The organism is Ochrobactrum teleogrylli, assembly GCF_037482325.1.
GTDB classification, from domain to species: Bacteria; Pseudomonadota; Alphaproteobacteria; order Rhizobiales; family Rhizobiaceae; genus Brucella; species Brucella teleogrylli.
In genome coordinates this window covers 25,641-51,186 of sequence record NZ_JBBHKQ010000002.1, presented here as the reverse complement: position 1 = coordinate 51,186, position 25,546 = coordinate 25,641, and the positions used below count along the sequence as shown (strand labels likewise).

The following is a 25,546-nucleotide window of genomic DNA, read 5'->3' as shown; positions in this document are numbered from 1 at the left end:
CGTTCGCGAGAGAATAGATCGTGTTACGATAGTGATATAGATTGCTCATTGTAATATCATTTGTGAATTCAACGACCAATTCAAGCACCACCGTCGTCGCGCTTCCCTCATCAGCGAGTCGACGTATCTAAGGAAAGAAAATGGCGCGCGCTGAAATCAATCGCTCGGGTGAAATGGAAGTGTTTGTCTGCGTGGTCGAGCGGGGCGGATTTTCGGCGGCGGCACGCGCCTGTCGCATGACACCGTCCGCAGTCAGCAAGTTGATAACACGGTTAGAGACCCGCCTTGGCGCACGATTGGTGAACCGCTCCACACGAGCGTTCCAACTCACCCCGGAGGGATGCGTGTTCTACGAACGCGCCATGCGAATTCTCGCAGATATCGCAGATGCCGAGAGGGGCGCAGGCACAGGCGAAGAGCCCGTCGGTCGCATCCGCCTCAACACCAGCGCATCCTATGCCACCCATATCCTCGCTCCTATTCTTCCGGAGTTTCTGGCGCAATTTCCCGGTGTCTCGCTTGATCTCATACAAACTGACACCGTCGTGGATTTGCTTGCCGAAAGAACCGATGTAGCGGTGCGTGCGGGACCGCTGAAGAGTTCGAGCCTTGTTGCGCGAAAACTGGGCGACTCCGCCATGCTGATTGTTGCCGCCCCAGCCTATCTCGACCAATTGGGCGAACCGAAAACAATCGAAGACCTTGAAGGCCACAACAGGCTCGGCTTTGGCTATGTCCGCTCTGGGGATGGCTGGCCTCTCATGCGGAATGGGGAGACCGTCGTCGTACCTACCGTTGGACGTATTCAAGCCAGCGACGGCGAAGCTCTGCGGCGACTGGCGCTGAGCGGCGTGGGCCTTGTCCGCGCGCCGAACTTCACCGTACGGGAGGACATTGCAAGTGGACGTCTCGTACCGGTTTTGGAGGAATTTAATCCCGGGGATCGGGAATCCTTCCACGCCATACATATCGGTCAGGGCGGCCCACTGCCCTCCCGCGTGAGGGCACTTCTCGACTTTCTGGCCCTCCGAGGAAGAGTTTCGTAGCATCAACGCGCCTGAACACCTTATTTAGTGATGCTGGACCAATATGTCTTGTTACAGCTTCTCAGCAGTCATCATTCGAGCGAGAAAACCGCGGATGATCGGCAGCGCTTCGTCAAAATAGGTTTCCAACAACCAGTGGCCTGCTTGTTCCAGAAAATTAACCTCAGTGTCCGGCAGATCGCTTCGATAGGCGCACGCAGAGTCTGCAGGCATATAGCCATCCTGCCGCCCCCACAAGATCAGGGTCGACGGCTGATCTGCACCAAACACCGCCCCCTCACATGCAGCAACAGAGAACTTTCCTCGATTCACGCTTCACGTTGATGCATTTCATCTTCCATACTAGTCTACCATCTGCTAGTTAAAGGATAATCTATGGAGGCAAAACGTGCGACAGACTTGGAGATGGTTCGGTCCAAAGGATCTGACGTCAATTGACGATATGCGGCAGGCCGGCGTGGAAGGTGTCGTTTCGGCCCTGCACCACATGCCGACCGGCGAGGTATGGACTGCGGATGAAATTGCGCTGCGGCAGGCTCAGATCGGGCGCATGAATGACGGCGCACCCTCCCGCCTCGCTTGGGAAGTGGTGGAAAGCCTGCCCGTATCTGAAGATATCAAACGGCAGACTGGTGACTGGAAGACCCATATCGCCAACTGGAAAACCAGCATGACCAATCTCAGCCGCGCTGGCATAGAGGTCATCTGCTATAATTTCATGCCAGTGCTGGACTGGACGCGCACGGATCTCGCCTTCCGTCTGGACAGCGGCGCGACATGCATGCGCTTCGATCTCATCGATTTTGCCGCTTTCGACATTTACATATTGCAACGCAAAGGCGCAGCGGAAAGCTTCCCTGCCGATGTGGCGCTTGCCGCAAAAGAGCGCTTTATAACGATGAGCGATGCGCGGCGCGAGGAACTCGCCGCCAATACCGTTTACGGTCTGCCGGGTGCAGCCGAAAACTTTACCCTTGCCGATGTGCGCGACCAACTGGCAAAATATGACAATATCAGCGCGGACAGGCTGCGTCGTCATCTTATTGATTTTCTATCGGAAGTGTCTCCGCTTGCCGAGGAACTCGGTATGCGTCTGTGCTGCCACCCGGATGACCCCCCTTTCCCACTGTTGGGCCTGCCCCGCATCATGTCCACCGAGGACGACTACCGTCAGATCATCGAGGCAGTCGATGTTCCAGCCAACGGCATCACGCTTTGCACCGGCTCGCTTGGCACACGGCGCGATAACGACCTGCCCGGAATGATGCAGCGTCTGGGCGACCGCGTCCATTTCCTGCATCTGCGCAATGTCACGATTGAAGATGCGGGCCAGTATGGCTCTTTCCACGAGGCAGGCCATCTTGAAGGCGGCACGGATATGGTCGCGATGGTCGCTGCCATTCTGGCCGAAGAACGCCGCCGCAAGGCAACAGGTCGTAAAGACTGGCAAATTCCGTTCCGCCCCGACCATGGGCAGGATATTCTGGATGATCTTGGACGACGCGGACAACCGGGTTATCCGTCCATCGGTCGCCTGAAAGGTCTGGCGGAACTGCGGGGAATCATGACCGCGCTGGAGCATCCGTTGACGACAGGAAACGCGTGATGAGACTGTCGGCCAAAAGCAGCCCAACGGATGGAGCCACATGGCCCGCTTATGATCCACAGGCTCTCGATGCAGGTATCCTGCATCTGGGTCTGGGCGCTTTTGCCCGTGCGCATCTGGCCGCCTATACCGACGCAGCCCTGACGCAAACACCGTCTGATTGGCGGATCGTCGGCGTCTCGCTGCGTGGAACCGACGTGGCCGAAGCGCTTAATCCGCAGGACGGCTATTACACACTGATCGTGCGTGGTGAAGAAAGCCGCGCCCACGTCATCGGCTCAGTAAGACAGGTGCTTGCCGGACCGACGGCTGGCGCTGAAGCGCTGTCTTTTATGACAGAGCCCAACTGCCGGATTGTCAGCATCACCGTGACGGAAAAAGGCTATGGCCTTTTGCGCAGCGGTGGTTGCGATCCCGCACATCCCGCGGTCATGGCCGATTTGCAAACGCCGGACCAGCCACGAGGCGTACTCGGCCTCATCGCATTGGGTCTCAAACGACGCTTCGAATTGGGCTTGCCTGCATTTACCGTCTTAAGCTGCGATAACCTGCCGGACAATGGCGCTTTGTTACGCGCTGCGGTCATCGATTTTGCGGCGCGCGCGCATGGCCCTGAACTGGCGAAACGCATCGCGCAAGAGGTCGCGTTTCCGGCAACCATGGTGGACCGGATCACACCGCAACCAACCGACCAGACCCGCGCCGACGCCGCGCGCGCTATCGGCTGCGAAGACGAAGCTGCAATCGAGACAGAACCGTTTTCGCAATGGGTGATCGAGGATCACTTTCCTGCCGGGCGTCCGGCATGGGAGGCGGTGGGTGCCACCTTTACGCAAGACGTCCGCCCCTTTGAAAAAATGAAACTGCGCATGCTCAATGGAAGTCATTCAATGCTGGCCTATGCCGGGTTTCTCTCGAGCAAGACCTATGTACGCGATGTAATGGCGGACGCGGCGCTCAACAGGCTGGTGCGGCGCCATTTGCATGCGGCAGCACAGACCTTGACCGCGATGGATACCGATCTGGACGCTTATGCGCAGGCTCTGGCTAACCGGTTTGCCAATCCGGCCATCGCGCACGAAACACGCCAGATTGCCATGGACGGCACCGAAAAAATGCCGCAGCGCATCTTTGCGCCAGCCGTCGAATTGCTGGAACAAGGCGGTGACACTACAGCCTTCGCGTTCGCCACATCGGCGTGGATGCGTTACGGTCTGGGCCTGCATGAGAATGGCCAGCCATATCCGCTGAATGATCCTCGTGGTGACGAAATCACCGCAGCACTGGCCAATACAAAGTCCGCATCGGATATATTTGCCGCTTTTGCCGCGTTGCCGGGTCTTATGCCGCCCAAGCTGAAAGAAGGGCCATTTGCCGAACAGGTGGTTTCACGTCTCAATCGAATGCTTGCCGATAGCATAGTCGCAGCCATACATCATGAAGCGGAGAGCTGTTGATCGAGCCGTTCAAAGATCGTTGACGATGAGATCGGAATAACGCTGGGCCAGATGTTCGGTGACTTTCAAAACTTCCGAAAGGTGAACATGCACGGCGGCTTCCGCCGCAATCGGATCGCGACGCTTAACCGCTGATAGCATGGCCTTGTGCTGCTCGATGAGCAATTCGACGGGGGTAACATTGGGCAGGCTCAGAAAGCGCAACCGATCAAACTGGGCTTTTTCCCGTTCCAACAGGCTCCATATGTCGCCCATCCGGATTCCATTGGCGACAGTGCGATGAAAGGCATCGTCGGCGATGGTGAAATTCTCAGGAGAGTCCTTTGAGCCTTCCTGCATCGCGATAATGGCGTCGAGTTCATCCGTTATAGACGCAGCAAGCCCTTCTTCGGCGGCACGTTTGAAAACCGCAACTTCCACCGCATTGCGCACGAAACGCGCGCGCTGCACTGCGGCCAGTGAAATCGGCATGATGAAGGTGCCGCGCTGCGGCCAGACCTCGACAAGCCCCTGATCGACCAGCAGCAACAGGGCCTCACGCACCGGCGTGCGGCTCGTCCCGAAATGTCGGGCGAGTTCGTTTTCCGAAACCCGTTTGCCCGGCATGAGACGCAGGGTGATGATATCGTTACGAATGGCGTCGAGAATGCTCCCTACTGTAGGGGGAGCGCCCGCGCCCGGCACCGGCTTTTCGGGATTATGAGTCGATCCGGGAAGCACTGCCATGCGTCAGCCGTCCCAGCCGAGATGGCTCAGGAAATCCTTCGTGCGCGCAGTTTTCGGATTTTCGAAAATCTGCTCTGGCGGCCCCTGTTCGATGATCTGCCCATCGGCAAAGACCACGACCTGATCGGCAACGCGCCGGGCGAAGGTCATTTCATGGGTCACGACAATCATGGTCATTCCGTCATCCGCCAGCCGTTTCATGACATTGAGCACCTCGCCGATGGTTTCGGGATCGAGCGCCGATGTCGGTTCGTCAAAGAGCATGACTTCCGGTTCCATTGCAAGGGCTCTGGCGATGGCGACCCGCTGCTGCTGCCCACCGGACAGGTTGGACGGGAAATTTTCCGCCTTGTCCGAAAGCCCCACCTTGGCAAGCAAAGCCAGAGCGCGTTCCTTTGCCTGACGTTCCGAGAGGCCCAAAACGGTGGTCGGCCCCATCATGATGTTGCCGAGCGCATTCTTATGCGGAAACAGCTCGAAATTCTGAAACACCATGCCCATGCGCTGGCGCATGGCACGAACCTGTTTGGGGTCCTGCGTTAGCACGGTGCCATCGATCCTGATCTCGCCGCTATTGATGGCTTCCAGACCATTGGTGCAGCGAAGCAGTGTGGATTTACCGGAGCCGGACGGGCCGATGAGACACACGACCTGTCCGCGATGCACTTTCAGGCTGACATTCTTGAGAGCTTCAAATGTGCCATAGGATTTGCAGACATTGCGATATTCAATGACGACATCGCCGGTCTTTACGGGTGCTGTGTTGGAAGATGTCATTCGGTAACCCCGTATTTGCGGTGAATCCAGTCAACAATTTTGGCCTGCGGATAGCCCAGCAGCCAATAGATCGCGGCCATTGCGGTCAGAAGTTCGATTACGCGGAAGGTCTGTGAGCGGATTTGCAGCGCCGTATGCGCCAGATCACCAACCGCAATCACCGACACCAGCGAGGTGTCCTTGAACAGCGTGACCCATGTGGTTGCCAGCACCGGTAAAACACGGCGCGAAGCCTGCGGCAGCACGATCTTGCGGAAAGCCGTCCACTCGCTCATTCCGAGCGCCAGCCCTGCCTCGGTCTGCCCCTTGCGGATTGAACGGATACCAGAGCGGAACGTTTCCGAATTATAGGCGGCATTGTTGGCCACCAGCGCGAGAAGCCCAGTCAGAAATGGCGAAAGTGCAAGACCGCTCATTATGGGCAGCACATAGAACGCCCAATAGACGACCAGTATGATCGGCAGATTGCGCAGCAGTTCCACATAACAGGTCGCAATCAGCGCGACGATTTTGAAGCGCGATTCCCGCATGACCGCGATCAGGATACCCAGCGGCGTGGCAAACAGCATTGTCAGCACGGTCAGCGCGATGGTGATCAAGGCGCCATGCCCCAATGCGGGCAAGCTTTTCCAGATGATAGACCAGTCGAAACTCATGAGCGCCCCAGGAAGGAAATGCGGCGATAGAGCATGTCGACGCCTCGGGTGAGCGGGAAGATGATGATGAAGTAGAGGATCATGACGGTGGTGTAGGCCTCGACAGGCGCATATTTCTGCCCGGCGATAGCTTCGGCGCGGCGCATGAGTTCTGGTACGGCGATCACGGTGGCAATAGCCGTGTCCTTGACCGCGAGCGACAGCAGCGAGCCGAAGGATGGCAGCATGCGCACGAAAGCCTGCGGCAGCACGATCTTGCGCAGGACCTGTGCCTGCGACATGCCGAGCGCCAGACCGGCGCGAACCTGACCGGGGCGCACGGACTGAATGCCAGCGCGCATCACTTCGGCAACATAGGCGGCGAGATGCAGCGACAGCGAGAACAGCGCCGACCAGAATGGCGGCAGATTGATCCCCGTTGCGATTGGCAGCGCAAAATAAACCCAGACAAGAACCACCAGAACCGGAATGGCGCGCATGGTATCGATATAGAAGATCGTGATGCGGCTCAGCCAGTTGGGACCATAAAGGCGGGCGACGGTGAGCAGCAGCCCCAGGAAGAAGCTTAACACGCTCACACTGGCAGCCAGCAAAAGCGTCACCACCAAGCCGCTGAGCAGGAACTGCCAGCTATCAAAAATAGCGCTGAAATTGAATTCCATGTGTCAATATCCAGAGATCCGGGACCCTGAAAGTTCTGCCTGAACAGAACATGATCTGCGCGCGCCGGATTCAGCGCGCGCAAAGTCCATATGGCTTACATTTTGGAGACTTCGGCTTCTTCTTCCTTGAGAAGTTCTGGAAGCATTGGCTCAGCCACGGCTTTCAGCCATGCGAGATATTCAGGCTGGTTCTTATCGATAGCCAGACCAATCTCGTTGACGGCCTCAGTGCTGTCCTGACAGTTATTTTCACGCGGCAACGCTTCTAGGCCCTTGACATTGCGGCTGAGTGCCACGAAGGGAATGCGATTGATCGGTGCCACGTCCGCGCGACCCGCCATGATTTCTTCCATCGGCGCCGCTGTTCCAGCGCTCGTCACACCGCGAAGCGTGGCCTTGGGGAAACGTTCCTTGACCCAATTTTCCTCGCCGCCACCCGTGAAATAGGCAATGGTCACTTCCGGTTTGTCGAAATCGTCAACCGACTTGGCACCCGAAACCTTTGGGTTGTTAGCCTTGCCGAACACGCACAAAGCCGTGCGCGAATAGGTGACAAAATCAACAACTTCCTGCCGCTGCTTGGTCATGGAGAGTGGCGAAATCGTCATGTCCACCTGATTGGCGGCCAGAACAGGCACTTTGGTTTCGTGGGAAACGAGAACCGGAACCAGTTTGACGCCAAGCTTCTCGGCATAGGTCTGCGCAAGCGTCCAGGCCGGTCCGCGCCATGGCTGGCCAGAACCGGTGGTATCTTCCACAAGCCATGGCGGATTGGCCAGAACACCGGCACGCAATTCACCCGACTTCTTGATGGCGTCGATACGCGCACTCTTACCGGGTGCTGGAACTTCCTGCGCCTGCGCCATGCCAGGCAGAGACACCATATTCATAGCTGTGGCGGCCACAACTGCCCATAGCAACTTTTTCATTGAAATCACTCCTCCCATACAACGGCCAGCACTCCCTCCGACCTGATATATTCTAGTATACAAGTTGCGATACACTTGCAAGGACTACGTGAAAATATGTCTGAGCCCCGTTGAGGGTTCGCCGCAATTCTTTGATTAGATGCCGGGAAGTCCGGTTATTGGCAGTCCGGCAGTAAGTTCCGCAGAATTCAATTGACAATGACCACGATAAGAAACGGAGCAGGCGTTTGTGGCGTGTTTTAGCCGTCGCATTTCGACACCAAACGCATGGAGCGCCTCTAACCGCGTTCCATGCGTCGGGGTGAGTTATCAACTCCAGGCGTGAAGCGGCGGCTTTTCGTCGTTCAGGAAATAATTGCCGAGTATCGCATATTTCCATCGCACCGGATCATGCAGCGTATGCGTCCGGGCATTGCGCCAATGGCGGTCGAGCTGATGTTCGGCGAGCGTCGAGCGCGTACCCGCAAGTTCGAACAGTTTGTTGGTCGCAGCGATCGCGATTTCCGTCGACAATATTTTCGCCTCAGCCGTCACAATCTGCGCTTCTGCGACGGTCTCTGCGTTGGGGTTCTCAATGGCGCGATCGATGGCATAACCCGCCTTTTCGAGCAGCGCCTGAGCCGCATGAAGGCGAAGCGTGAGATCGCCGATAGCGTGGATCGTATAAGGATCGTCCGAAGCGCGTTCGCGACCGCTATCCACCCATGCACGGCTTTTGGTTCGCACGAAAGAGATCGTTTCGGCGATAGCCGCACTGGCGATACCCGTATCCACGGCGACCTGAATGATCTGGAAAATGGCCCCATCGGCAGTCGGCACTTCATAACCCTTATAACCCGGCACCAGATGGGTTTTCGGGACCTTCACATCATTGAGGATGACGGTTCCCGACAGGGTTGTGCGCTGGCCGAAGGATGACCAATCGTCGATGACTGTGAGACCTGGAGCGTCCCGCTCGGCAATTGCATACCAGGCTCGCCCCTGTTCATCGAGCGCGACGATCGGCACCAGATGCGCCAGCAAAGCACCAGACGAATAGAACTTCTGGCCGTTGACCACAACATGATCCCCGGCATCGACGAATTTCGTTTCAAAATCGGCGGCACGCTTGGACCCGAACTCGGAAAACGCGTTGCCGAAGCGGGTGCCGCGCAGTGCTTCGCCGAAGAGCAATTTCTGCTGCGCCTCGTCAGAAACCGTACGCACTGCTGCGAGAACACCAAGATGGTTTTGCGCAATCTGCCCGATGGAGGAATCGGCAACGGAGACGATTTCGATCACCTTGGCGAGCGTCGCGTAAGAGACTTCCGGACCGCCAAATTTCTTCGGCACGTTAATCGACCACAGACCGCTTTGCGAAAAGGAATCCAGTTCCTTGACCGGCCATATGCGGTCGCGGTCGCGGATGGCTGCACCCGGAGCGATTTCTGCCGCCAGCTTCTTCGCAATCTCGATGGCCTCCGCATCGCTTTTAATGACATAGGCGGGTTTGCCCGGTCGTGGCACAGCGGGCACGCCCTGGCTCACGTCCTTCGTATTCACATTGGAAATGGTCATCGCATGTCTCCTCGTTTTCGTTGAATTTCAATGGGCGAGCGCCACAGAACCCGAGACCGGTTTCTGTCCGAGGTAAAAAGCCTTCACGTCGTCACGCGCTTTGAGATCGGCGGCACTGCCGGAAAGTACGCTGACACCGTTTTCAAGAATGACGGCCTTGTCGGCGTAGGTAAGCGCCACTGCCGAATTCTGTTCCGCGACAAGAATGGAAAGCCCGTCTTCGCGATTAAGCTTGCGCAATGTGCGGAAAATATCCTGTACGACAAGCGGCGCCAGCCCCATCGACGGCTCGTCGAGCACCAGCAATCGGGGGCGTGACATCAAGGCGCGTCCGATGGCGGTCATCTGCTGTTCCCCGCCGGAAGTGAGACCGGAAAGCGCCCGGCGCTTATCACGCAGCCGTGGAAAATAGGTATAGACTCTCTCAAGGTCCGTCGCGATTTCAGACCGCGAACCGCTGCGCCCGAGCCCGCCCGTGACGAGGTTGTCCTCGACGCTCAAGCTTTTGAAGCAATGGCGGCCTTCGAGCACCTGCACCAGACCGAGCCGCACGAGATCTGCCGGCGTTTCACGGGTGACATCCCGCCCCTCGAAGAAAATGCGCCCCGCATTGATCTGCCCACGTTCTGCGGGTAGCAGGTTAGAGATGGCTTTCAATGTGGTCGTCTTGCCTGCGCCGTTGGCGCCGAGAATGGCGAGGATTTCCCCCCGACCTATCGCAAGATCGACCCCATGCAGCGCCGTGATGGAATGATTATAGGTCGCGTGGAGGCCCTCAACGGACAGAAGCCCGTTTTCTCCCGAGTTTGCTTTGAGTCTGTGGGTTTCCAATGTCATGCCAAACTCCTCTGGCGGGCCAACCCCGCATAGCCGTAACTGGGCGGGCGACATCGTTGCCGCCCGCTCCACCCATGGCCTCAGTTGGTCGCAACATCCGCATCGGCAGCAGTGCGAAGCTTGATACCTTTTTCTTTCGCATAGGCTTCCGAAGACTTCTCGATGATCGGGCGTAGCAAGGCCCAGTCAGGCGCGATCCAATCAGAAACGACTTTCCACTTCTTGCCGTCCCACTGTTGGAAGGTCACGTAGCCGTTGCCCTCGTGGTTATCCCAAGTGACATTGATGGAGTGGAACAGGCCTTTAGCACCCAAAGCTTCGACGCGCGCTGGATCGAGTTGCAGATGTTCAAAACCCCAGCGCACTTCATCGCCGGTCAACGTTCTTTTTCCGAATTTCTCCTGCGCAATGCGTATAGCTTCGACGTTCAGGATGCCATTGACAATGCCAAGATTGTGGTAGACGGAACCGATACGGTTCTTGTCTTCCAGATTACCCTTACCCGCATCATAGACGGTCTTGACGATTTCCTTGACCACTGGGTAGTCGGCGCCCGATGCCTGTGTGGTGATGGCGGTATAACCCTTGGCCGCATCGCCTGCAGGAATGACGTCTTCTTCCGAGTTGGACCACACATTGCCGATGATGCGATCGACCGGAAAACCTGTTTTCGCTGCTGTTTTCAGAGCCACGGGATTCATCACACCCCAGCCGCGCAGCACGACATAATCCGGCTTGGCGCGGCGGATCGTAAGCCATTGTGATTGCTGCTCGTTACCCGGATGAGGAACCTCGATCTGCTGCAACTCGAAACCATATTTCTCCGCAAGCAGTTCATAAATCGGGATGGTTTCCTTGCCATAAGGCGAGCCGTGGTAGAGTACCACAATCTTTTTACCTTTGAGACTATCAAGACCACCTTCCTTGGAGGCGATGTAGTTCACGATACCGGACGTTTCAGAATAGGGATTGAGCAATAGTGGAAAGACATAAGGGAACACACGTCCATCGGTGGAATCCGTGCGCCCGTGATTAATGGTGATCAACGGTACCTTGTCCTGCGTGATACGGTCGATCATCGCATAGGCGATACCCACGGAAAGCGGGTTCCACGCGGCAATGCCGGGATTGCTTTTCAGACGCTCATAGGCTTCCACACCACGTTCAACCTCATATTGCGTTTCGGCTTCCGACCACGTCAGCTTGACCCCATTGACTCCACCATCGCGGGTGTTGATCAGATTGAGGTAATCGATGAACCCACCAAAGAAGCCAGTACCACCGGCAGCGTAAGGGCCGACGCGATAGCTTTGAAGCGGGAAATACTGCTCGTCTGCCTGCACCGGAAGCGCAAAAGAGGCAAGGCCGATACCAGCGGCGAGAGCCGCGATTTTGATTTTCGTGTATAGGGTCATTTCTGGACGCACTCCATCTATCGGGTGAGATAATCACCACCCGGTTTCGTTCAGGATTTATGGACTTTGTTGGAAGCTTTGTGAGGCGCTTCCGGATATCACGACCGTCGGACAACTGCCGTAAAGTTCGCTTTCAGTCGGTCCCAGAGCGACACAAGCCCGTCGGGCTCAAGGACCAGAAACAGGATGATGAAGACGCCGACGACAATGCGCTGCGTCATATCCAGCACGCCGGAATCGAACACGTCGCCGAGCAACAGTCCCCCAACCCTCGACAAGATCAGCGGGAAAACGACGATCAGTGCTGCGCCAAAAAAGGCGCCACGTATCGATGCGAGGCCACCAATGATGATGATGAACAATATCTGGAACGAGCGGTCGAGATTGAAACCCGCCGGTTCCACCGTGCGCAGATAGGCAAAGGCCCATAGCACACCCGCCACCCCGATGATGAAAGAGGAAGCCGCAAAGGCAAGCAGCTTGGTCCGCAACACCGGCACACCGATGATCCGCGCTGCCGTTTCATTGTCGCGCACGGCAATGAAATTCCGTCCGGTCTGCGACGACACCAGGCGATAGGCGAGGAACGTGACCGCCACCACAATTGTCAGTGCGAATAGATAGCGTCCGACTGCTCCCTCAAAGACAATACCGCCAATGGACAACGCCGGAGCATCAATGACGCCGGAGGCGGAATTGTTGGAAAACCATCCGAACTTGGTCAGCGCCCATTGTACGAAGAACTGGGCTGCGAGTGTAGAAACGGCAAGGTAGAAACCGCGCAAGCGCAGGCTCGGCAAACCGAAGACAACCCCAACTGCCGCCGCCGCCAGCCCGGCAAAAACGATAGAGACCAGCAGCGGCAATCCATCCATGCGCAGATTGAAATTATAGGCCGCGAAAGCGCCCACTGCCATGAATGCTGCCGAGCCAAGTGAAACTTGGCCCGCATAGCCGGTCAGAAGGTTGAGCCCAACACCGGCGAGGCTCAAGGCCAGAAACGGCAGGAGAATGGCCTCAAAAAGATAGCTCGTGCCGATAAACGGTATGATGAGATAGGCAACCACTAGCACCGCAAGCGAAGCGGCGTAACGCGGCGATGCAACAGGACTGGAGGAACTGGCTGCTATGACGGACATGGTCAGACCCTTTCCACAAGCTTCTGGCCGAACATGCCTGACGGGCGAATGAGCAGGAAAGCGAGTGCCACCACATAGGCAAACCAGCTCTCAATGCCTCCACCGAGATATTCTCCGATATAAACCTCCGCTAACTTCTCCGATGCGCCCACCAGTAATCCGCCGACAATCGCACCAAGAATGGAATCGAAGCCACCGAGTACCAGAACCGGTAAAGCCTTCAGGACGACCAGCGACAGCGAGAATTGCACGCCAAGGCGCGCACCCCATAGCAGGCCTGCGACCAGCGCGACCAGACCGGCAGCGGCCCATACGCTGGCCCATATCCATGGCAGTTTGAGCCCAATGGCCAAGGCTGCGAACTGGTCGTCAGCAACAGCACGGAAGCCGAGGCCGATCCGCGTATAGCGGAAGAATGCTGACAATAGCGCCACCATGCCGGCCGCAACAACGGCGGCAAAAATATCGAACTGGCTGATGAAAATGCCTCCAACATCGAAGGGCACATCTTCGATCCCGAGGTCAAGAGCGTGAACCTGCGTGCCCCATAGGAGCTGAGCTGCGCCCTCAATGATGTAGGACAGGCCGAGTGTCGCCATAAAGAGCGTGATCGGCGGCTTATTGGTAAGAGGCCGCAGTACGCTGCGTTCAATGGCGATCCCTATGATCACCATGGCGGCAAACGTAACGACAAAGGCTGCCCAGAACGGCACGCCCCGCTCCGTGAGGCTGACGAAAGTCAGCGCCGCGAAAAGCAGCAGCGCCCCTTGCGAGAAATTCAGCACACCGGACGTTTTATAAATCAGCACAAACCCGATGGCGACAAGGGAATACATGACTCCGGACAACAGCCCGCCAATCAGGACTTCCGTGAAGAACATCCAATCAAAATCAGCCATCAGATGCCCTCCCCATCTTCATTTTCCGGCGCCACACCAAGATATGCATCAATGACATGCTGATCGGATGCGATCTCATGCGGCGTTCCATCGGCAATCTTGCGCCCGTAATCGAGTACTGCAATGCGGTCTGAGAGGCCCATCACAACGCCGATGTCATGCTCGATCAGCACGACGGTAATGTCATATTCGTCCCTCGCCAGGCGGATATAATCGGCAAGCTCATTCTTTTCGGTGGCGGTCATACCGGCCATCGGCTCATCAAGAAGCAGGATACGCGGCGCGGCGGTCAAAGCACGGGCAAGTTCAACCCGCTTTTGCAGACCATAGGGCAGAGTGCCTGCCAGCCGGTCGGCATAGGACGACAGATGCAGAAAATCGATGACGCGACTTGCCCGTTCGCGGGCATCCGCCTGCGCACGGCGAGCCCGCGGCAACCCCACGATCTGGCTCAAAAAATTCGAGCGATTGGCAAAAGCGCGTCCCGACGCGACATTGTCGAGAACACTCAGCCCCTTGAACAAAGCGAGGTTTTGAAAGGTACGCGCAACGCCAAGATGCGCCAGCTTCTGGATCGGCACCGGATCATAGCTCTTACCACCAATGGCGATCTGCCCACGACTGGGCCGGTAAACGCCCGAAATGACATTGATGAGTGAACTTTTTCCAGCACCGTTCGGTCCGATGATCGCACGAATTTCTCCCTGTCGGACCTTGAGGTCAACATCCTGCAAGGCAACAACGCCCCCGAACGACAGGCCGATGCCGCGCAGCTCCAGTGCAAGATCGCGTCGCAGCGATGTGGGGGCAGCTTCAGCCGCCGCCCGCGTTTCAGCGCTCGCTTCCGCATCAGTATCTGCAATCTGGAAATGCAATGCCGACATTGTTCGTTCCGTGTTTTACTCGAATTCAATCAGGGCATTCCGGCGTGCAAACGGATGTAACCGTCCGTTCGCGAACACGATTGCGTCCGCGTTAAGCTGGAGCGACGGCGATAACCGTCGCTTCCATCATTCGGTTTGGTCTATTCGGCGGCGAGGGCCGCGTTGTCTTCCGCTTCTTCCAGCGCGCGCACCAGCGGAGTGACATGCTTGCCGAAATATTCTACTTCTTCTTGAAAATGCAGGAAACCGAGCAGGATAAGATCGGCACCGGCGCGTTTCAACTTGACCACACGTTCAGCCACCTGCTGCGGCGTGCCGATCAGGTTGGAGCGGAAACCATCATTATACTGGACAAGATCATCAAAGCTGGACTTTGCCCAATTGCCTTCGCCTTCGGGCGAGGACTTGCCAGCATTCTTGACCTCGTGACCGAAAGCATTGACCGCTTCGGGATTGGCCTTTTCAATGATCTCGGCGAGAACGGCCTTTGCCTCTTCTTCCGTGTCACGAACGATGGCAAAGGCATTGACGCCGACGCGAACCGAATGGTTGTTTTCCGCCGCCTTGGTTTGAATGTCATCGACCTGCTTGGCGATTTCCTCCGGCGTATTGCCATTGGTAAAATACCAGTCGGAAACCCGTGATGCCATATCGCGCGCAGCACGCGACGAGCCGCCCTGAAAGATCTCAGGTTGTGGATCAATGGGCTTTGGCTTCAGCGAATAGTTGTTGAAGCGATAGAAATCACCATGGAATGAATAGCTGTCTTCGGTCCAGATGCCGCGCAGCGCTCGAATGAATTCCTCCGAGCGGCGGTAACGCTCATCGTGGTCATACCATGGCTCGCCAATGGCGTGGAACTCGCCACGGAACCAACCGCTGACGACATTCACCGCAACGCGACCATTGGTGAGGTGGTTGATCGTCGCGATCTGCTTGGCAGCAAGCGCCGGATTCCATGGTCCGGGCAGAATGGCTGCAATCACCTTCAGCGTTTTGGTGGATTCAAGAAGTGCGTGGCTGAATGATACGGATTCATGCTGGAATTCCGCACCATAGCCCGCCGTGAAGCGAATCTGGCTCAACGCATATTCGAAGCCATTTGCTTCGGCGATCTGCGCCAGCTTGCGGTTATAATCAATCGTCCAGCTGGTGCGCTGTTCAATATTCGAAATGACAAGGCCGCCAGAGACATTCGGCACCCAATAGGCAAATTTCACGGGATTTCTGCTGCGTTCTGTCATGGTTTAACTCCTTAGGTGATCATCAATTCGCAATGGCTTCGCCCGGCACGACGCGAAGCGTCCGTTCGCCCGTTTCCGACGACGCAACGGTGCGGGGTATGGCAGGTGAAAGATCGAATAGTTCCGAAACAGCCCGCTCAATGCGCGCCTCAACGGCTGGATTGGAAAGAATATATTCAGTGAAATCCGCTTCGACGGCATAGACCGTTGTTGGAATGGTGACGGCACCGAAAAACCCAAACAACGGGCGAAACTGATGTTCCAACATCAGCCCGTGCAGCGGTGAGCCGCCCGTCGCGGCAAGAACAACGCGCCGTCCCTGCAAGGCACGAAAATCAACAAGATCAAAGAGATGCTTCAGCGCACCGGTATAGGATGCGCGATAGACGGGCGAGCCGACCACAAGCACATCCGCAGCCTCGACAGCGTCGATGATAGCACGGCCAGCAGCATCCAGCTGATCGGCGCGCAATGCACGGAACAGAACCGGCGCGGCGTCGACCAGATCAATTCTGTCTATCTCGACACTCGCGCCGCGGGCGATGCCCGCGAGAATATCGTCAACCAGTCGTGCCGTCCGCGACGGTCGCTTGACGCTGCCATAGATGCCTAAAACCTTCATACAATCACTCCTTGGAGAGCCTATTGTCTATGGATTTAGTAAAGTATCAAAGGCAGCTATTCCAAAGTCACGGGCGTCCGTGGAATGGAATCCCTCTATATGTGAGAAGATGAACAACGGAAATGGCCCGCGGCCAACCTCATCTATACTGATGCGTTCATGATGTTTCGGGCTCTGCGGCTCTGAATGCCACCGCAAATACGCGGTGGCGCACGAACGTCTTCCGCAACAGACCTCGCAATTGGATTAGCTTTCACACGCGTTTTATAACGGCTGAGACCAGAGCAAGTAAAAAAATCAACGCCAGCATATGATAGGTGACCACGGAGCCGCCTAGGCTCCGGCGGTCTATCGTGGCGAGCCAATCGCCTTTATTAGATCAGCATTGAAGCGTTCTGGATCCTGCATCTGTGGGGTATGCCCATAATCAGGATAGGTGATCAGTTGCGAATTGGGTATGCGCGCCTGAGCCTCCTCTGCCAATACCGGATAATTGCCAAGCGTCGCTGCAAGCTTCGCATCCGCGCGGTTCTTGCCCATGGCCGTATTATCCTTCAGGCCAATCATCAGAACGGTCGGCACACGCAGCTTGTCGAATTCATGGACAACAGGCTGGTTGAACACCATGTCAGCAGTTAAAGCCTGATGCCAGGCTACGATATTTCCGCCCGGCCCTTCATACATGGACGCCAGCATATCGACCGGACTGTCGAACTCCGGCTTCCACGTGCCAGCATAATAAGTCGATTGCTGATAGGCCTTGATGCTTGCCCGCGTCACCTTCAGTTCAGTGGCGTATAGTTGATCGATGGTCGCATTCGGAACGCCCTTGGCACACCAATCTTCCATCCCCAACGGATTAACCACCACCAGCTTCTGGAGTTCATCCGGATATTGCAGCGCGTAGCGTATGGCCAGCATACCGCCCATCGAATGCCCGACCAGAACTGGCTTTTCGATGTTAAGTGCAGTCAGAAGCTGGTGCGTGTTGTCAGCAAGCGCATGCAGACCATATTGATAACGCGCTGGCTTCGTTGATTTACAGAACCCGATCTGGTCGGGAGCAATCACTCTGTACCCCTCACCGGTCAGGGCTTTGATGGTTGTTTCCCATGTGCCGCCGCAGAAGTTCTTGCCATGCAGAAGAACGGCCGTCTGGCCGTTGGCATTTTCCGGGCGGGCGTCGATATAGGCCATCGTCATGGCCTCGTTCTGACTGAGAATGGTTTGGTGCTGGACCGGCCAACCATAATCGAAATCACCAAGCAAAGGGTCCGCCATGGCAGGTGTTGCAATTCCCAATGCGATTGCCATCATCATCGGGATTGTGGGTGATACAGTCATTTGGGTCTCCAATTGCTCGTTTCAACAGCCAAAGTCACGATATTCGCCATTTGCAATACCAACATGGTTTCGTGACCGCTGCATGGGCTGCCGCAATCACGAAACCGTTGGTGAGGATTACCTTGGCTTACTGGTCGATAAAGTCGGCAAGCAGCGCGTTGACTTCAGTTGCCGATTCTTCAAGCAGCCAATGGCCGGTGTCTGGGAGAATGGTCGAACCAAGCTTGCTGGGGTCCTTTACGAAGCGGGCTGCCAGTTGCTTCGGCAGAACGTCGTTTACGCCCTTGGCACCGCTGATCGAATAGACCGGGATGGTCAGTTGTTTGACGGCGGCAAGCAGCGCTTCGTTCTGGCGGGCGCTGTCCGAATGTGACTGATAATAGCCAAAGGCGGCGCGCAGATTGGCGCGGGTCGAATAGGGTTCGATCAGCTCATCCAGTAGTTCCGGTGTGAAGACGTCCCTCTTGCCCGCATATTCCTTGATGAAGTAGCTCATGAACAGCACCGGATCTGTGGAGACCATTTTCTCGGCAATGTCTCCGAACGAGAAATAGCCGAAATGCCAGCCGAGGCCCGGACCATTTGGCGTCAAACCTGGATAGGTCCACATCGCCTTGTCGGGGATCGGCGAATCCATGAACACGACCTTCTTGATGATATCCTGATTGTTAGCGACCATTGGATAGGATGCCGAGTTGCACAGGTCGTGGCAGACATAGGTGAAAGGTTGATTGTCGGTTAGGCTTTTGATCGCGCCCAGAAGATAGGCGCTCATCTGCTCTGCGTCATATCGCTTGGCCGATGGCTCCGACTGTCCTAAACCCGGCAGGTCGATTGCGATGACCTGATGGTTGGCAGAGAATTTCTCCAGAGCCGGTTGCCACATTTTCCAGGTAGAGCCGAAGCCGTGCACGAAGATGATTGGATCGCCCTTGCCTTCGCCGCCGCGCACATAGTGGAGGCGGATACCGTCGGTTTCCACCATGCCGCTTTCGAACCCCTCAGGAACGGCATATTGACCGCGCTTTTCTGCTTTGACTTTGGCCAGGTTCGCCTTGGAAACTTCCGGCGGCGTATTGATGGAAGGCAATACGTTTTCTTGCGCCAGAACTGGCGATGAAAATAGCATCGTGGCGCTCAGCAAAGCACCAGCAGACAGGATTTTGGAAAACACGGTTTCGTCCTTTCTTGAAAAAGCCCGACACGAATGATCTCGGGCAGAATGACCCGGTGCGCCTACAGTTGCTTCATGAGTGCGACGCCGAAGCCAAAGGGAGGGAACCTGGCGATCAGGCGACCAGCGAACGTCCAGCATAGGGCGGATAATCGACATAGCCCGCGCGTCCGCCACCGTAATATGTTGCGCGATCAGGCTCTGCCAGTGGCCAGTTGTTGCGCAGCCGCTCGACCAGATCAGGATTGGCGATGAATGGCTGGCCGAACGCCGCAAGGTCAATCAATCCGGCATCAAGCAGACGCTGAGCACGCGCCTGATCCAGACCGCCAGCCAGGATGAGTGCCGTATTCGGCAACAACGGACGCCATTGTTCCATCAAGCCGTGAATGGCATCACTGGCAGGGCGTTCGCCATAAGGCAGCTTGACCTGCCCAGATTGATCCATGACATGAACATAGGCCACGCCGCGCTTGCCCAGTTCCGCTGCCAGTGCGACATAAGTCTCTTCGAGGTCCGGGAACAGTGGATTGTCGTGAATGGTGCCATAAGGCGACAGACGAATGGCAACGCGGCTGGCGCCAATGGCTTCCGATACCGCATCGACGGTTTCGAGCACAAAGCGCAGGCGCCCTTCGATGGTTTTGGCGGAATAGATATCGTCGCGGTCATTGACCAGAGGGTTAATGAACTGTTCCAGCAGATAGCCATTGGCACCATGCAGTTCCACGCCGTCGAAGCCCGCATCGACTGCATTGCGTGCTGCTTGCACAAAGTCGCCGATCACCCGTTTCACTTCTTCAGTCGTCAGAGCGCGCGGCTCCGAGACCGGCACGAAATCGGGCTCACCATTCGCATTACGAACAAAAGACATCGCGCCTGACGCCACTCGGCCTGTTGAACTGACGGGTGCCTTGCCGTCTTCCTGAATGGACCGGTTGGAAATGCGGCCAACATGCCAGAGCTGGGCAAAAATACGACCGCCTGCGCTGTGAACAGACTGGGTAACCAGACGCCAGCCCTTGATTTGTTCTTCGCTGAAAATTCCAGGATTGAAAAGATATCCCTGCCCTTCACGCGAAATCGGCGTACCTTCGGTGACGATCAGCCCCGCTGTCGCGCGCTGGCTGTAATAGAGCGCAACCAGCTCGTCAGCCGCGCCACTAAAACTCCGCGAACGAGTCATCGGCGCCATGACAATGCGATTGGGTAGTGCAAGACCCGAAAGGTTAAACGGCTTGAAAAGGCTGCTCATGTTCTGGTTCTCCTGAACTGGCATTCATCAATTTTCTGACAGCCTTTGTATCGGCGTTGACGAGATAGCTTAATAGCGCTTGAATTCGGATCATTGTGGAAGGATTTTCCGGAATTAAATTGAAATTGGATAATATCGGCGCACTCCAGACATTCGTACATGCTGCCGAAAAGAGAAGTTTTCGTGAGGCGGGTCAGATTGTAGGCCTGTCGGCTTCTGCTGTTGGTAAATCGGTGCAAAAGCTTGAAGAGCAACTCGGTGTGCGACTGTTTCATCGCTCGACGCGCTCAATCGCACTTACCACCGAAGGAAAACTGTTTCTTGAACGGTGCCGCCGCGTTCTAGGCGAACTGGAAGTGGCGCAGGCAGAGTTATCCCAGTCATCTCAGGGCACCCACGGACGCCTGAAAATCGGCTTGCCCATTTCATCCACGCTGCTGGTGTCAGCCGTCAGCGCTTTTATGAAGGCCTATCCGGAAGTTGATCTCGAGTTGGATATCAGCGACCGCTTTGCCGATGTCATTGACGAAGGGTTCGATGTGGTGATCCGCACCGGAAAACCGAAGGATAGTCGCCTGCTTTACCGGAAGGTCGGGGAGTTTTCGTGGTGTCTCGTCGCCTCACCGGATTATATCGCACGATGCGGCGCGCCTAAGTCCGTCGCAGATCTCCAGAACCATCGCTGCCTCCGGCACCGTTATTCGGAAACCGGTAAGATTGCTCCTTGGGAACTGGCCGGTCAGGACGACGAGAACTCGAGGGCGCCGGAAACATTCACTGTAACCACCGTCGATTCCATTATACAATTGGTTTTGGATGGAAACGGCATCGCCATGCTGCCAAGCTTTTCCGCTAAATGCAGAATACGGGATGGCTCATTGGTCGATGTTCTTCCGGGCACGGCCAACAATACCGGGATATTTTATCTTCTTTGGCCTGCAAGCCGCTATCCACTGGCGCGAGTACGGGCTTTTGTGGATTTCGTTTCAAAATACCTTACAGAGCAACTCGCCTGACAGCCAATTTCCGGTACCGTGGCTCATTAGGGACAAGAGCGAGCGCCTCATCGGCGCGAGCCGACGCGCGCTGCACAAAGCCGTTGAACGGGACGAATCCGACACTAAATTCCGGCGCGCTCAAATATCCACCCACCATCGTTTACGCTCTGCTCGGTATCTCCTGCGAATATTTGGCCCTGCCCATCACAAGAGTGTAGACCACAGGCACCACGAAGAGGGTCAACAAGGTGCCGAAGGACATACCACCAACAATCACCCAGCCGATGGCCTGACGGCTTTGCGCACCGGCCCCGGTCGCGATGGCAAGCGGGATAGCGCCAAGCACCATTGCCCCGGTGGTCATGAGGATCGGGCGCAGACGCATCACCGCCGCTTCCACCACAGCTTCGGCAGCGTCCCGCCCCTGGTCACGCATATGATTGGCGAACTCGACAATCAGAATACCGTGTTTGGTAATCAGTCCGACGAGTGTGACCAGACCAATTTGGCTATAGACGTTCATACTCGCGCCTGCGAGCCACAGCGCCAGCAAAGCGCCCGCAATCGACAGTGGAACCGTGAGCAGAATGATGAATGGGCTGACAAAGCTTTCAAACTGCGCTGCCAGAACCAGATAGATAAACAGGATAGCCAAGCCGAACACGAACAGAATGCTTGAATTGGAGCTGGTGAATTCACGAGACTCCCCTTCCAGATCGTACTGAGCATAGGTTGGAAAGGTCTCATTCGCGGTATTTTGCAGATAAGTCAGCGCCTCGCCCAGTGAATAATCGGGAGCCAGACCCGCACTGATCGTTGCCGAACGCAGCCGGTTGAAACGATAGAGATTGGCTGGTTCGACACTTTCCTTGACGGTCACGAGATTGGACAACGGGATAAGCTGGCCGGACGAGCCGCGCACATTGACGATATTGATGGAATCCGGCGTAGCACGGTCACTCGCGTCAAGCTGGACAAGAACATCCGATTGCTCGCCATCCCGGTCGATGCGTGTTACCTGACGGCTGCCGAACATCGTTTCCAGCGTACGCCCGACATCGGAAACCTGTAGACCCGCCTCGCGGATTTTCTCGCGGTTCATGTTGATTTCCATACGAGGCTTGTTGAGATCGAGGTTCGATTCAACGTTCACCAGTCCTGGATTCTCCTTGATCCTATCGACAAATGCGTTCGCAAGCGTATTGAGATCCTCGTAGCTTGAGGAAGACTGGATCACAAACTGGACCGGATTATTGGCGCCTGCCCCGCTGCCACGCGCGGTCGAGAGCGATGGCATATTAAAGGCAAAGCCACGAACGCCCGGGATCGCTGTCATTTGCGGACCGATGGACTGAATGATTTCCTGCTGACTGCGATCACGCTCGTCCCAGTCCTTCAGCAGCCCAAAGGCGCTGAAATTGGTCACCTGCGGAAAACCGTAAACGGCAAAATAGGTACTGATCTCGGGTATGTTGGAAAGGATCTCCTCGCTGACCTGGCCATAACGCTGCGTGAACTGAAGCGTTGAACCTTCCGGAGCAGTGCCCGCCATGCGGATGACACCTCGATCCTCGACCGGAGCAAGTTCGCTTGGCAGATTGACATAAAGGAAACCCGCCAAGGCAGCCGTTGCCGCAGCGCTCGTGAGCACAATTAGCTTGTGTCGCATGGCAAGGCCGAGCGTACGCCGATAATACTCGTTGAGACGGTCGAGAAACCCTTCCAAGGCGCGTGAAATCCGGCCCTGATTTTTATTGTGACGCAACAGCTTGCCGCACATCATGGGTGTCAGTGTCAGAGCCACGAAACCGGAGACCAGCACGGCACCGGCGAGCGTCAGGGCAAACTCGATGAACAATTGCCCGGTCCGGCCCTCCGTGAACGCAATCGGCACATAGACAGCAGCCAGTGTAAGCGTCATCGCGATGACGGCGAAGGCGATTTCTCCCGTACCGGCAATGGCTGCCTGTACCGGGGTTTCCCCTTCTTCGATGCGCCTGTGCACGTTTTCCAGAACGACGATAGCGTCATCCACCACCAGACCAATAGCCAGTACCATGGCGAGCAAGGTCAGTGTGTTGATACTGAAGCCGAAGGCAAACATGATTGCCAGCGTCGTTATGAGCGAAACCGGTATTGTCACGATGGGAATAAGGCTCGCGCGCACTGAACGCAGGAAGAAGAAGATCACCATGATGACGAGGACAATCGCCTCCCCAATCGTAGTGAACACTGCTGCAATGGAACGGTCGATAAAGATCGACGTATCATAGGTAATTTCGGCTTGCATCCCATCCGGCAGACTCTCCTGGATGCCGGGGAGAACAGCGCGCAGGCTATTCGCGACATCAAGCGGGTTCGCTGTCGCCTGCTTGACAACGCCGATGGATATCGCCGTTTGCCCCTGTTTGGTGGTGGCGCGCCGTTCGTCCGCGGCGCCCAATTCGGTCCTTCCGACATCACGCAGACGCACCGGATAACCATTCACGACATTGATGATGATATCCGCGAATTCTTCAGGCGTCGTCAGCGCCGTATTGGCGAGAAGCGTGAACTCCCGGTCCTTGCTTTCAATACGCCCGGCGGGCACTTCGACATTCTGGTTTTCAAGAGCCGTTTCGACATCCTGAACCGTCAAGCCATAACCCGCCAGCTTGCGAGCATCGATCCAGACGCGCATCGCATATTCGCGTGCGCCCAAAACACGGGCTTCCGAGACGCCGGGCAAATTTTGGATGCGATCAACAATCGAGCGGTTGAGAAGATCGGTGATTTCAAGACCGGAATGGCGGTCGCTTGTAAAAGCTACATAGACGATGGGCTGGGCATCCGCCTCCACCTTGGCCACGATAGGCTCGTCAATCTCATCCGGGAGATTGCGCCTTGCGCGGGACACGCGGTCGCGGACTTCTGCAGCAGCGACTTCGGGGTCGGTCCCCAGGGTAAAGCGCACCGTGATAGCGCTGGTTTCGGCGCGACTTGTCGATGACACCACGTCGATACCGGCAATGCCGGAAAGCTGCGTTTCCAGAACCTGCGTCACCTGACTTTCCACGATTTCGGCATTGGCGCCGGAATAGGTCGTGGAAACCGAAACCGTCGGTTCTTCAACATCGGGGTATTCGCGGGTGCTCAACCGCTCATAGGATACGATGCCGAGCAGCACGAGAACAAGGCTCAGAACAGTCGCGAAGACTGGCCGGCGGACACACATTTCCCATATGGACATTAGACCGAGCCCTCCGCCAACGTTTCCTGAACACTGACCTTGCTGCCGTTCTGCAATTTCTGCTGTCCAGCGGTCACAACACGCGCCTCCTTGTCGAGCCCAGAGACAATCTCGACCATACCGTCAAGCCGCTGCCCCAGTGTGACCGTAACGACTTCAACCGTATCGTCATCCTTGATCCGGTAGACCGTCTGCGTTTGCCCGCTTGGCACGATCGCGCTTTCCGGCACCAGCATGGCATCGGCCTTGGTGCTGGTCGTCACATTGACGCGAACGAAAAGGCCGGGTCGCAACTTCAGGTCGGGATTGGCGATAAGCGCGCGCATACGAATGGAACGGCCGGTTTCGTCGATGGAGGGCTCGATGGCATAGACCTGACCTTGAAACCGCTGGTCTGGCAGCGCGTCCGCAACCACCGAAACCTGCTGCTGAGGCGTAATATCCGCCAGCGCCACTTCCGGTAAGGTGAACTCAGCCACAAGCGGATCGATCTGATCCAGCTTGGCCAGATTGGTGGATCCAGCCGTAACATAAGCGCCAACGCTGACAGAGCGCAGACCGACCACGCCATCGAAGGGCGCCTTGATCGAAGTCTGCGCTAGCTGCGCTTCGGCCAGTGCCAGAGCAGCTTCGGTGTTGCGCAGATTTGCCTGCGCTTCCTCCAGAGCCTGCGTCGCGCTGATACCGCGCTTCGATAGGGCTTCCGTCCTGTCAAAGGTGGATTTGGCAAGCACATTTGCCGCCCGGGCTGACTGTACGGAAGCGCTCAGGATCGACGTATCTAGCTGGAAGAGGACGCTGCCCGCTTGAACACGCTGGCCTTCTTCGAACAGAATCTTGTCCACGCGCCCGCCGATTTCCGATGCCAGCGTAACGGATTCTTTGGCGCGAAGGCTGCCGACTGCCGAGATGATGCTGTCCAGATCCCGTGTTTCCACGGTTGCAGCTTCGACAGCTGTCGCTCTTGCTGGAGTTGGTGCAGCCGCTGCCGTTGTCGCCTCAGCTGAGGTCTTTTGCATGCCCTGCCATGCGAAATAAGCTCCGACGAGGAACAGCCCCAATATAAATAGCAGTAAACCGCGTTTCCCAG

The 25,546-nt window shown here is 56.4% G+C and carries 23 protein-coding genes; 4 read left to right on the top strand and 19 right to left on the bottom strand.

Features of this window, described 5'->3' with window-relative positions; genetic code table 11:
- Positions 1 to 140 precede the first annotated feature (140 nt).
- Positions 141 to 1,046, top strand: a complete 906-nt coding sequence (locus tag WIX40_RS17825; protein ID WP_339441150.1) for a LysR family transcriptional regulator — start codon at positions 141 to 143, stop codon at positions 1,044 to 1,046.
- Between the two features lie 51 nt (positions 1,047 to 1,097).
- Here the strand turns inward: WIX40_RS17825 and WIX40_RS17820 are convergent, their stop codons facing one another.
- Positions 1,098 to 1,316, bottom strand: coding sequence for an alpha/beta fold hydrolase (locus tag WIX40_RS17820; RefSeq protein ID WP_339441148.1), 219 nt, complete (start codon positions 1,314 to 1,316; stop codon positions 1,098 to 1,100).
- A 118-nt stretch (positions 1,317 to 1,434) separates the two neighbouring features.
- Here WIX40_RS17820 and uxuA point away from each other — a divergent pair, with 118 nt between their 5' ends.
- On the top strand, positions 1,435 to 2,652 hold the full coding sequence (gene uxuA / locus WIX40_RS17815) for a mannonate dehydratase (protein WP_339441146.1): 1,218 nt from the start codon (positions 1,435 to 1,437) through the stop codon (positions 2,650 to 2,652).
- The gene (locus tag WIX40_RS17810; RefSeq protein WP_339441144.1) at positions 2,652 to 4,109 is read left to right on the top strand and encodes a mannitol dehydrogenase family protein; all 1,458 of its coding nucleotides are present in this window, start codon (positions 2,652 to 2,654) and stop codon (positions 4,107 to 4,109) included. Before uxuA ends, WIX40_RS17810 begins: the two co-directional genes overlap by 1 nt.
- A 9-nt stretch (positions 4,110 to 4,118) precedes the next feature.
- Here WIX40_RS17810 and WIX40_RS17805 read toward each other — a convergent pair whose 3' ends face one another.
- The 16 genes from WIX40_RS17805 to WIX40_RS17730 form a co-directional block, all read right to left on the bottom strand.
- Complete coding sequence (locus tag WIX40_RS17805; RefSeq protein ID WP_339441142.1) at positions 4,119 to 4,835, bottom strand: GntR family transcriptional regulator; 717 nt, start codon at positions 4,833 to 4,835, stop codon at positions 4,119 to 4,121.
- Between the two features lie 3 nt (positions 4,836 to 4,838).
- On the bottom strand, positions 4,839 to 5,612 hold the full coding sequence (locus tag WIX40_RS17800; protein WP_171317722.1) for an amino acid ABC transporter ATP-binding protein: 774 nt from the start codon (positions 5,610 to 5,612) through the stop codon (positions 4,839 to 4,841).
- Positions 5,609 to 6,268, bottom strand: a complete 660-nt coding sequence (locus WIX40_RS17795) for an amino acid ABC transporter permease (RefSeq protein ID WP_339441139.1) — start codon at positions 6,266 to 6,268, stop codon at positions 5,609 to 5,611. The genes WIX40_RS17800 and WIX40_RS17795 overlap by 4 nt, the downstream gene beginning before the upstream one ends.
- Positions 6,265 to 6,930 carry an amino acid ABC transporter permease gene (locus tag WIX40_RS17790; RefSeq protein ID WP_109366177.1) on the bottom strand — a complete coding sequence of 222 codons (666 nt, stop codon included), beginning with the start codon at positions 6,928 to 6,930 and terminating at the stop codon, positions 6,265 to 6,267. Before WIX40_RS17790 ends, WIX40_RS17795 begins: the two co-directional genes overlap by 4 nt.
- A gap of 95 nt (positions 6,931 to 7,025) precedes the next feature.
- Positions 7,026 to 7,859 (bottom strand): substrate-binding periplasmic protein, encoded by an 834-nt coding sequence (locus tag WIX40_RS17785; protein ID WP_109366178.1) that lies wholly within the window; start codon positions 7,857 to 7,859, stop codon positions 7,026 to 7,028.
- A 309-nt stretch (positions 7,860 to 8,168) separates the two neighbouring features.
- The gene (locus WIX40_RS17780) at positions 8,169 to 9,416 is read right to left on the bottom strand and encodes an SfnB family sulfur acquisition oxidoreductase (protein ID WP_339441136.1); all 1,248 of its coding nucleotides are present in this window, start codon (positions 9,414 to 9,416) and stop codon (positions 8,169 to 8,171) included.
- Positions 9,417 to 9,443: 27 nt separating this feature from the next.
- Positions 9,444 to 10,253: an ABC transporter ATP-binding protein gene (locus tag WIX40_RS17775; protein WP_339441135.1), complete on the bottom strand. Its 810-nt coding sequence runs from the start codon at positions 10,251 to 10,253 to the stop codon at positions 9,444 to 9,446.
- An 80-nt stretch (positions 10,254 to 10,333) separates the two neighbouring features.
- Positions 10,334 to 11,668: an ABC transporter substrate-binding protein gene (locus WIX40_RS17770; protein ID WP_339441133.1), complete on the bottom strand. Its 1,335-nt coding sequence runs from the start codon at positions 11,666 to 11,668 to the stop codon at positions 10,334 to 10,336.
- Between the two features lie 98 nt (positions 11,669 to 11,766).
- Complete coding sequence (locus WIX40_RS17765; RefSeq protein WP_339441132.1) at positions 11,767 to 12,807, bottom strand: branched-chain amino acid ABC transporter permease; 1,041 nt, start codon at positions 12,805 to 12,807, stop codon at positions 11,767 to 11,769.
- A gap of 2 nt (positions 12,808 to 12,809) precedes the next feature.
- The gene (locus WIX40_RS17760) at positions 12,810 to 13,706 is read right to left on the bottom strand and encodes a branched-chain amino acid ABC transporter permease (protein WP_339441131.1); all 897 of its coding nucleotides are present in this window, start codon (positions 13,704 to 13,706) and stop codon (positions 12,810 to 12,812) included.
- Positions 13,706 to 14,590, bottom strand: coding sequence for an ABC transporter ATP-binding protein (locus WIX40_RS17755; protein ID WP_339441129.1), 885 nt, complete (start codon positions 14,588 to 14,590; stop codon positions 13,706 to 13,708). Before WIX40_RS17755 ends, WIX40_RS17760 begins: the two co-directional genes overlap by 1 nt.
- 140 nt (positions 14,591 to 14,730) lie before the next feature.
- The gene (gene sfnG / locus WIX40_RS17750) at positions 14,731 to 15,834 is read right to left on the bottom strand and encodes a dimethylsulfone monooxygenase SfnG (RefSeq protein WP_339441127.1); all 1,104 of its coding nucleotides are present in this window, start codon (positions 15,832 to 15,834) and stop codon (positions 14,731 to 14,733) included.
- A gap of 22 nt (positions 15,835 to 15,856) precedes the next feature.
- Positions 15,857 to 16,456: an FMN reductase gene (gene msuE / locus WIX40_RS17745; protein WP_339441125.1), complete on the bottom strand. Its 600-nt coding sequence runs from the start codon at positions 16,454 to 16,456 to the stop codon at positions 15,857 to 15,859.
- Positions 16,457 to 16,804: 348 nt separating this feature from the next.
- A complete protein-coding gene (locus WIX40_RS17740; protein WP_339441124.1) occupies positions 16,805 to 17,800 on the bottom strand; it encodes an alpha/beta fold hydrolase in 996 nt (331 codons plus the stop codon).
- 127 nt (positions 17,801 to 17,927) lie between these two features.
- Positions 17,928 to 18,974: an alpha/beta fold hydrolase gene (locus tag WIX40_RS17735; RefSeq protein ID WP_339441123.1), complete on the bottom strand. Its 1,047-nt coding sequence runs from the start codon at positions 18,972 to 18,974 to the stop codon at positions 17,928 to 17,930.
- 115 nt (positions 18,975 to 19,089) lie between these two features.
- Entirely contained in the window at positions 19,090 to 20,229 is a 1,140-nt protein-coding gene (locus WIX40_RS17730; RefSeq protein WP_339441122.1) for an alkene reductase, read from the bottom strand.
- Between the two features lie 95 nt (positions 20,230 to 20,324).
- Between WIX40_RS17730 and WIX40_RS17725 the strand changes: the two genes are divergently transcribed.
- Positions 20,325 to 21,245, top strand: coding sequence for a LysR family transcriptional regulator (locus tag WIX40_RS17725; RefSeq protein ID WP_339441120.1), 921 nt, complete (start codon positions 20,325 to 20,327; stop codon positions 21,243 to 21,245).
- A gap of 142 nt (positions 21,246 to 21,387) precedes the next feature.
- On the opposite strand, the gene WIX40_RS17720 is transcribed toward WIX40_RS17725, so the two are convergent.
- Together WIX40_RS17720 and WIX40_RS17715 are read right to left on the bottom strand one after the other, a co-directional pair.
- Entirely contained in the window at positions 21,388 to 24,456 is a 3,069-nt protein-coding gene (locus tag WIX40_RS17720) for an efflux RND transporter permease subunit (protein ID WP_339441119.1), read from the bottom strand.
- Entirely contained in the window at positions 24,456 to 25,475 is a 1,020-nt protein-coding gene (locus WIX40_RS17715; protein ID WP_339441117.1) for an efflux RND transporter periplasmic adaptor subunit, read from the bottom strand. The genes WIX40_RS17720 and WIX40_RS17715 overlap by 1 nt, the downstream gene beginning before the upstream one ends.
- Positions 25,476 to 25,546 lie beyond the last annotated feature (71 nt).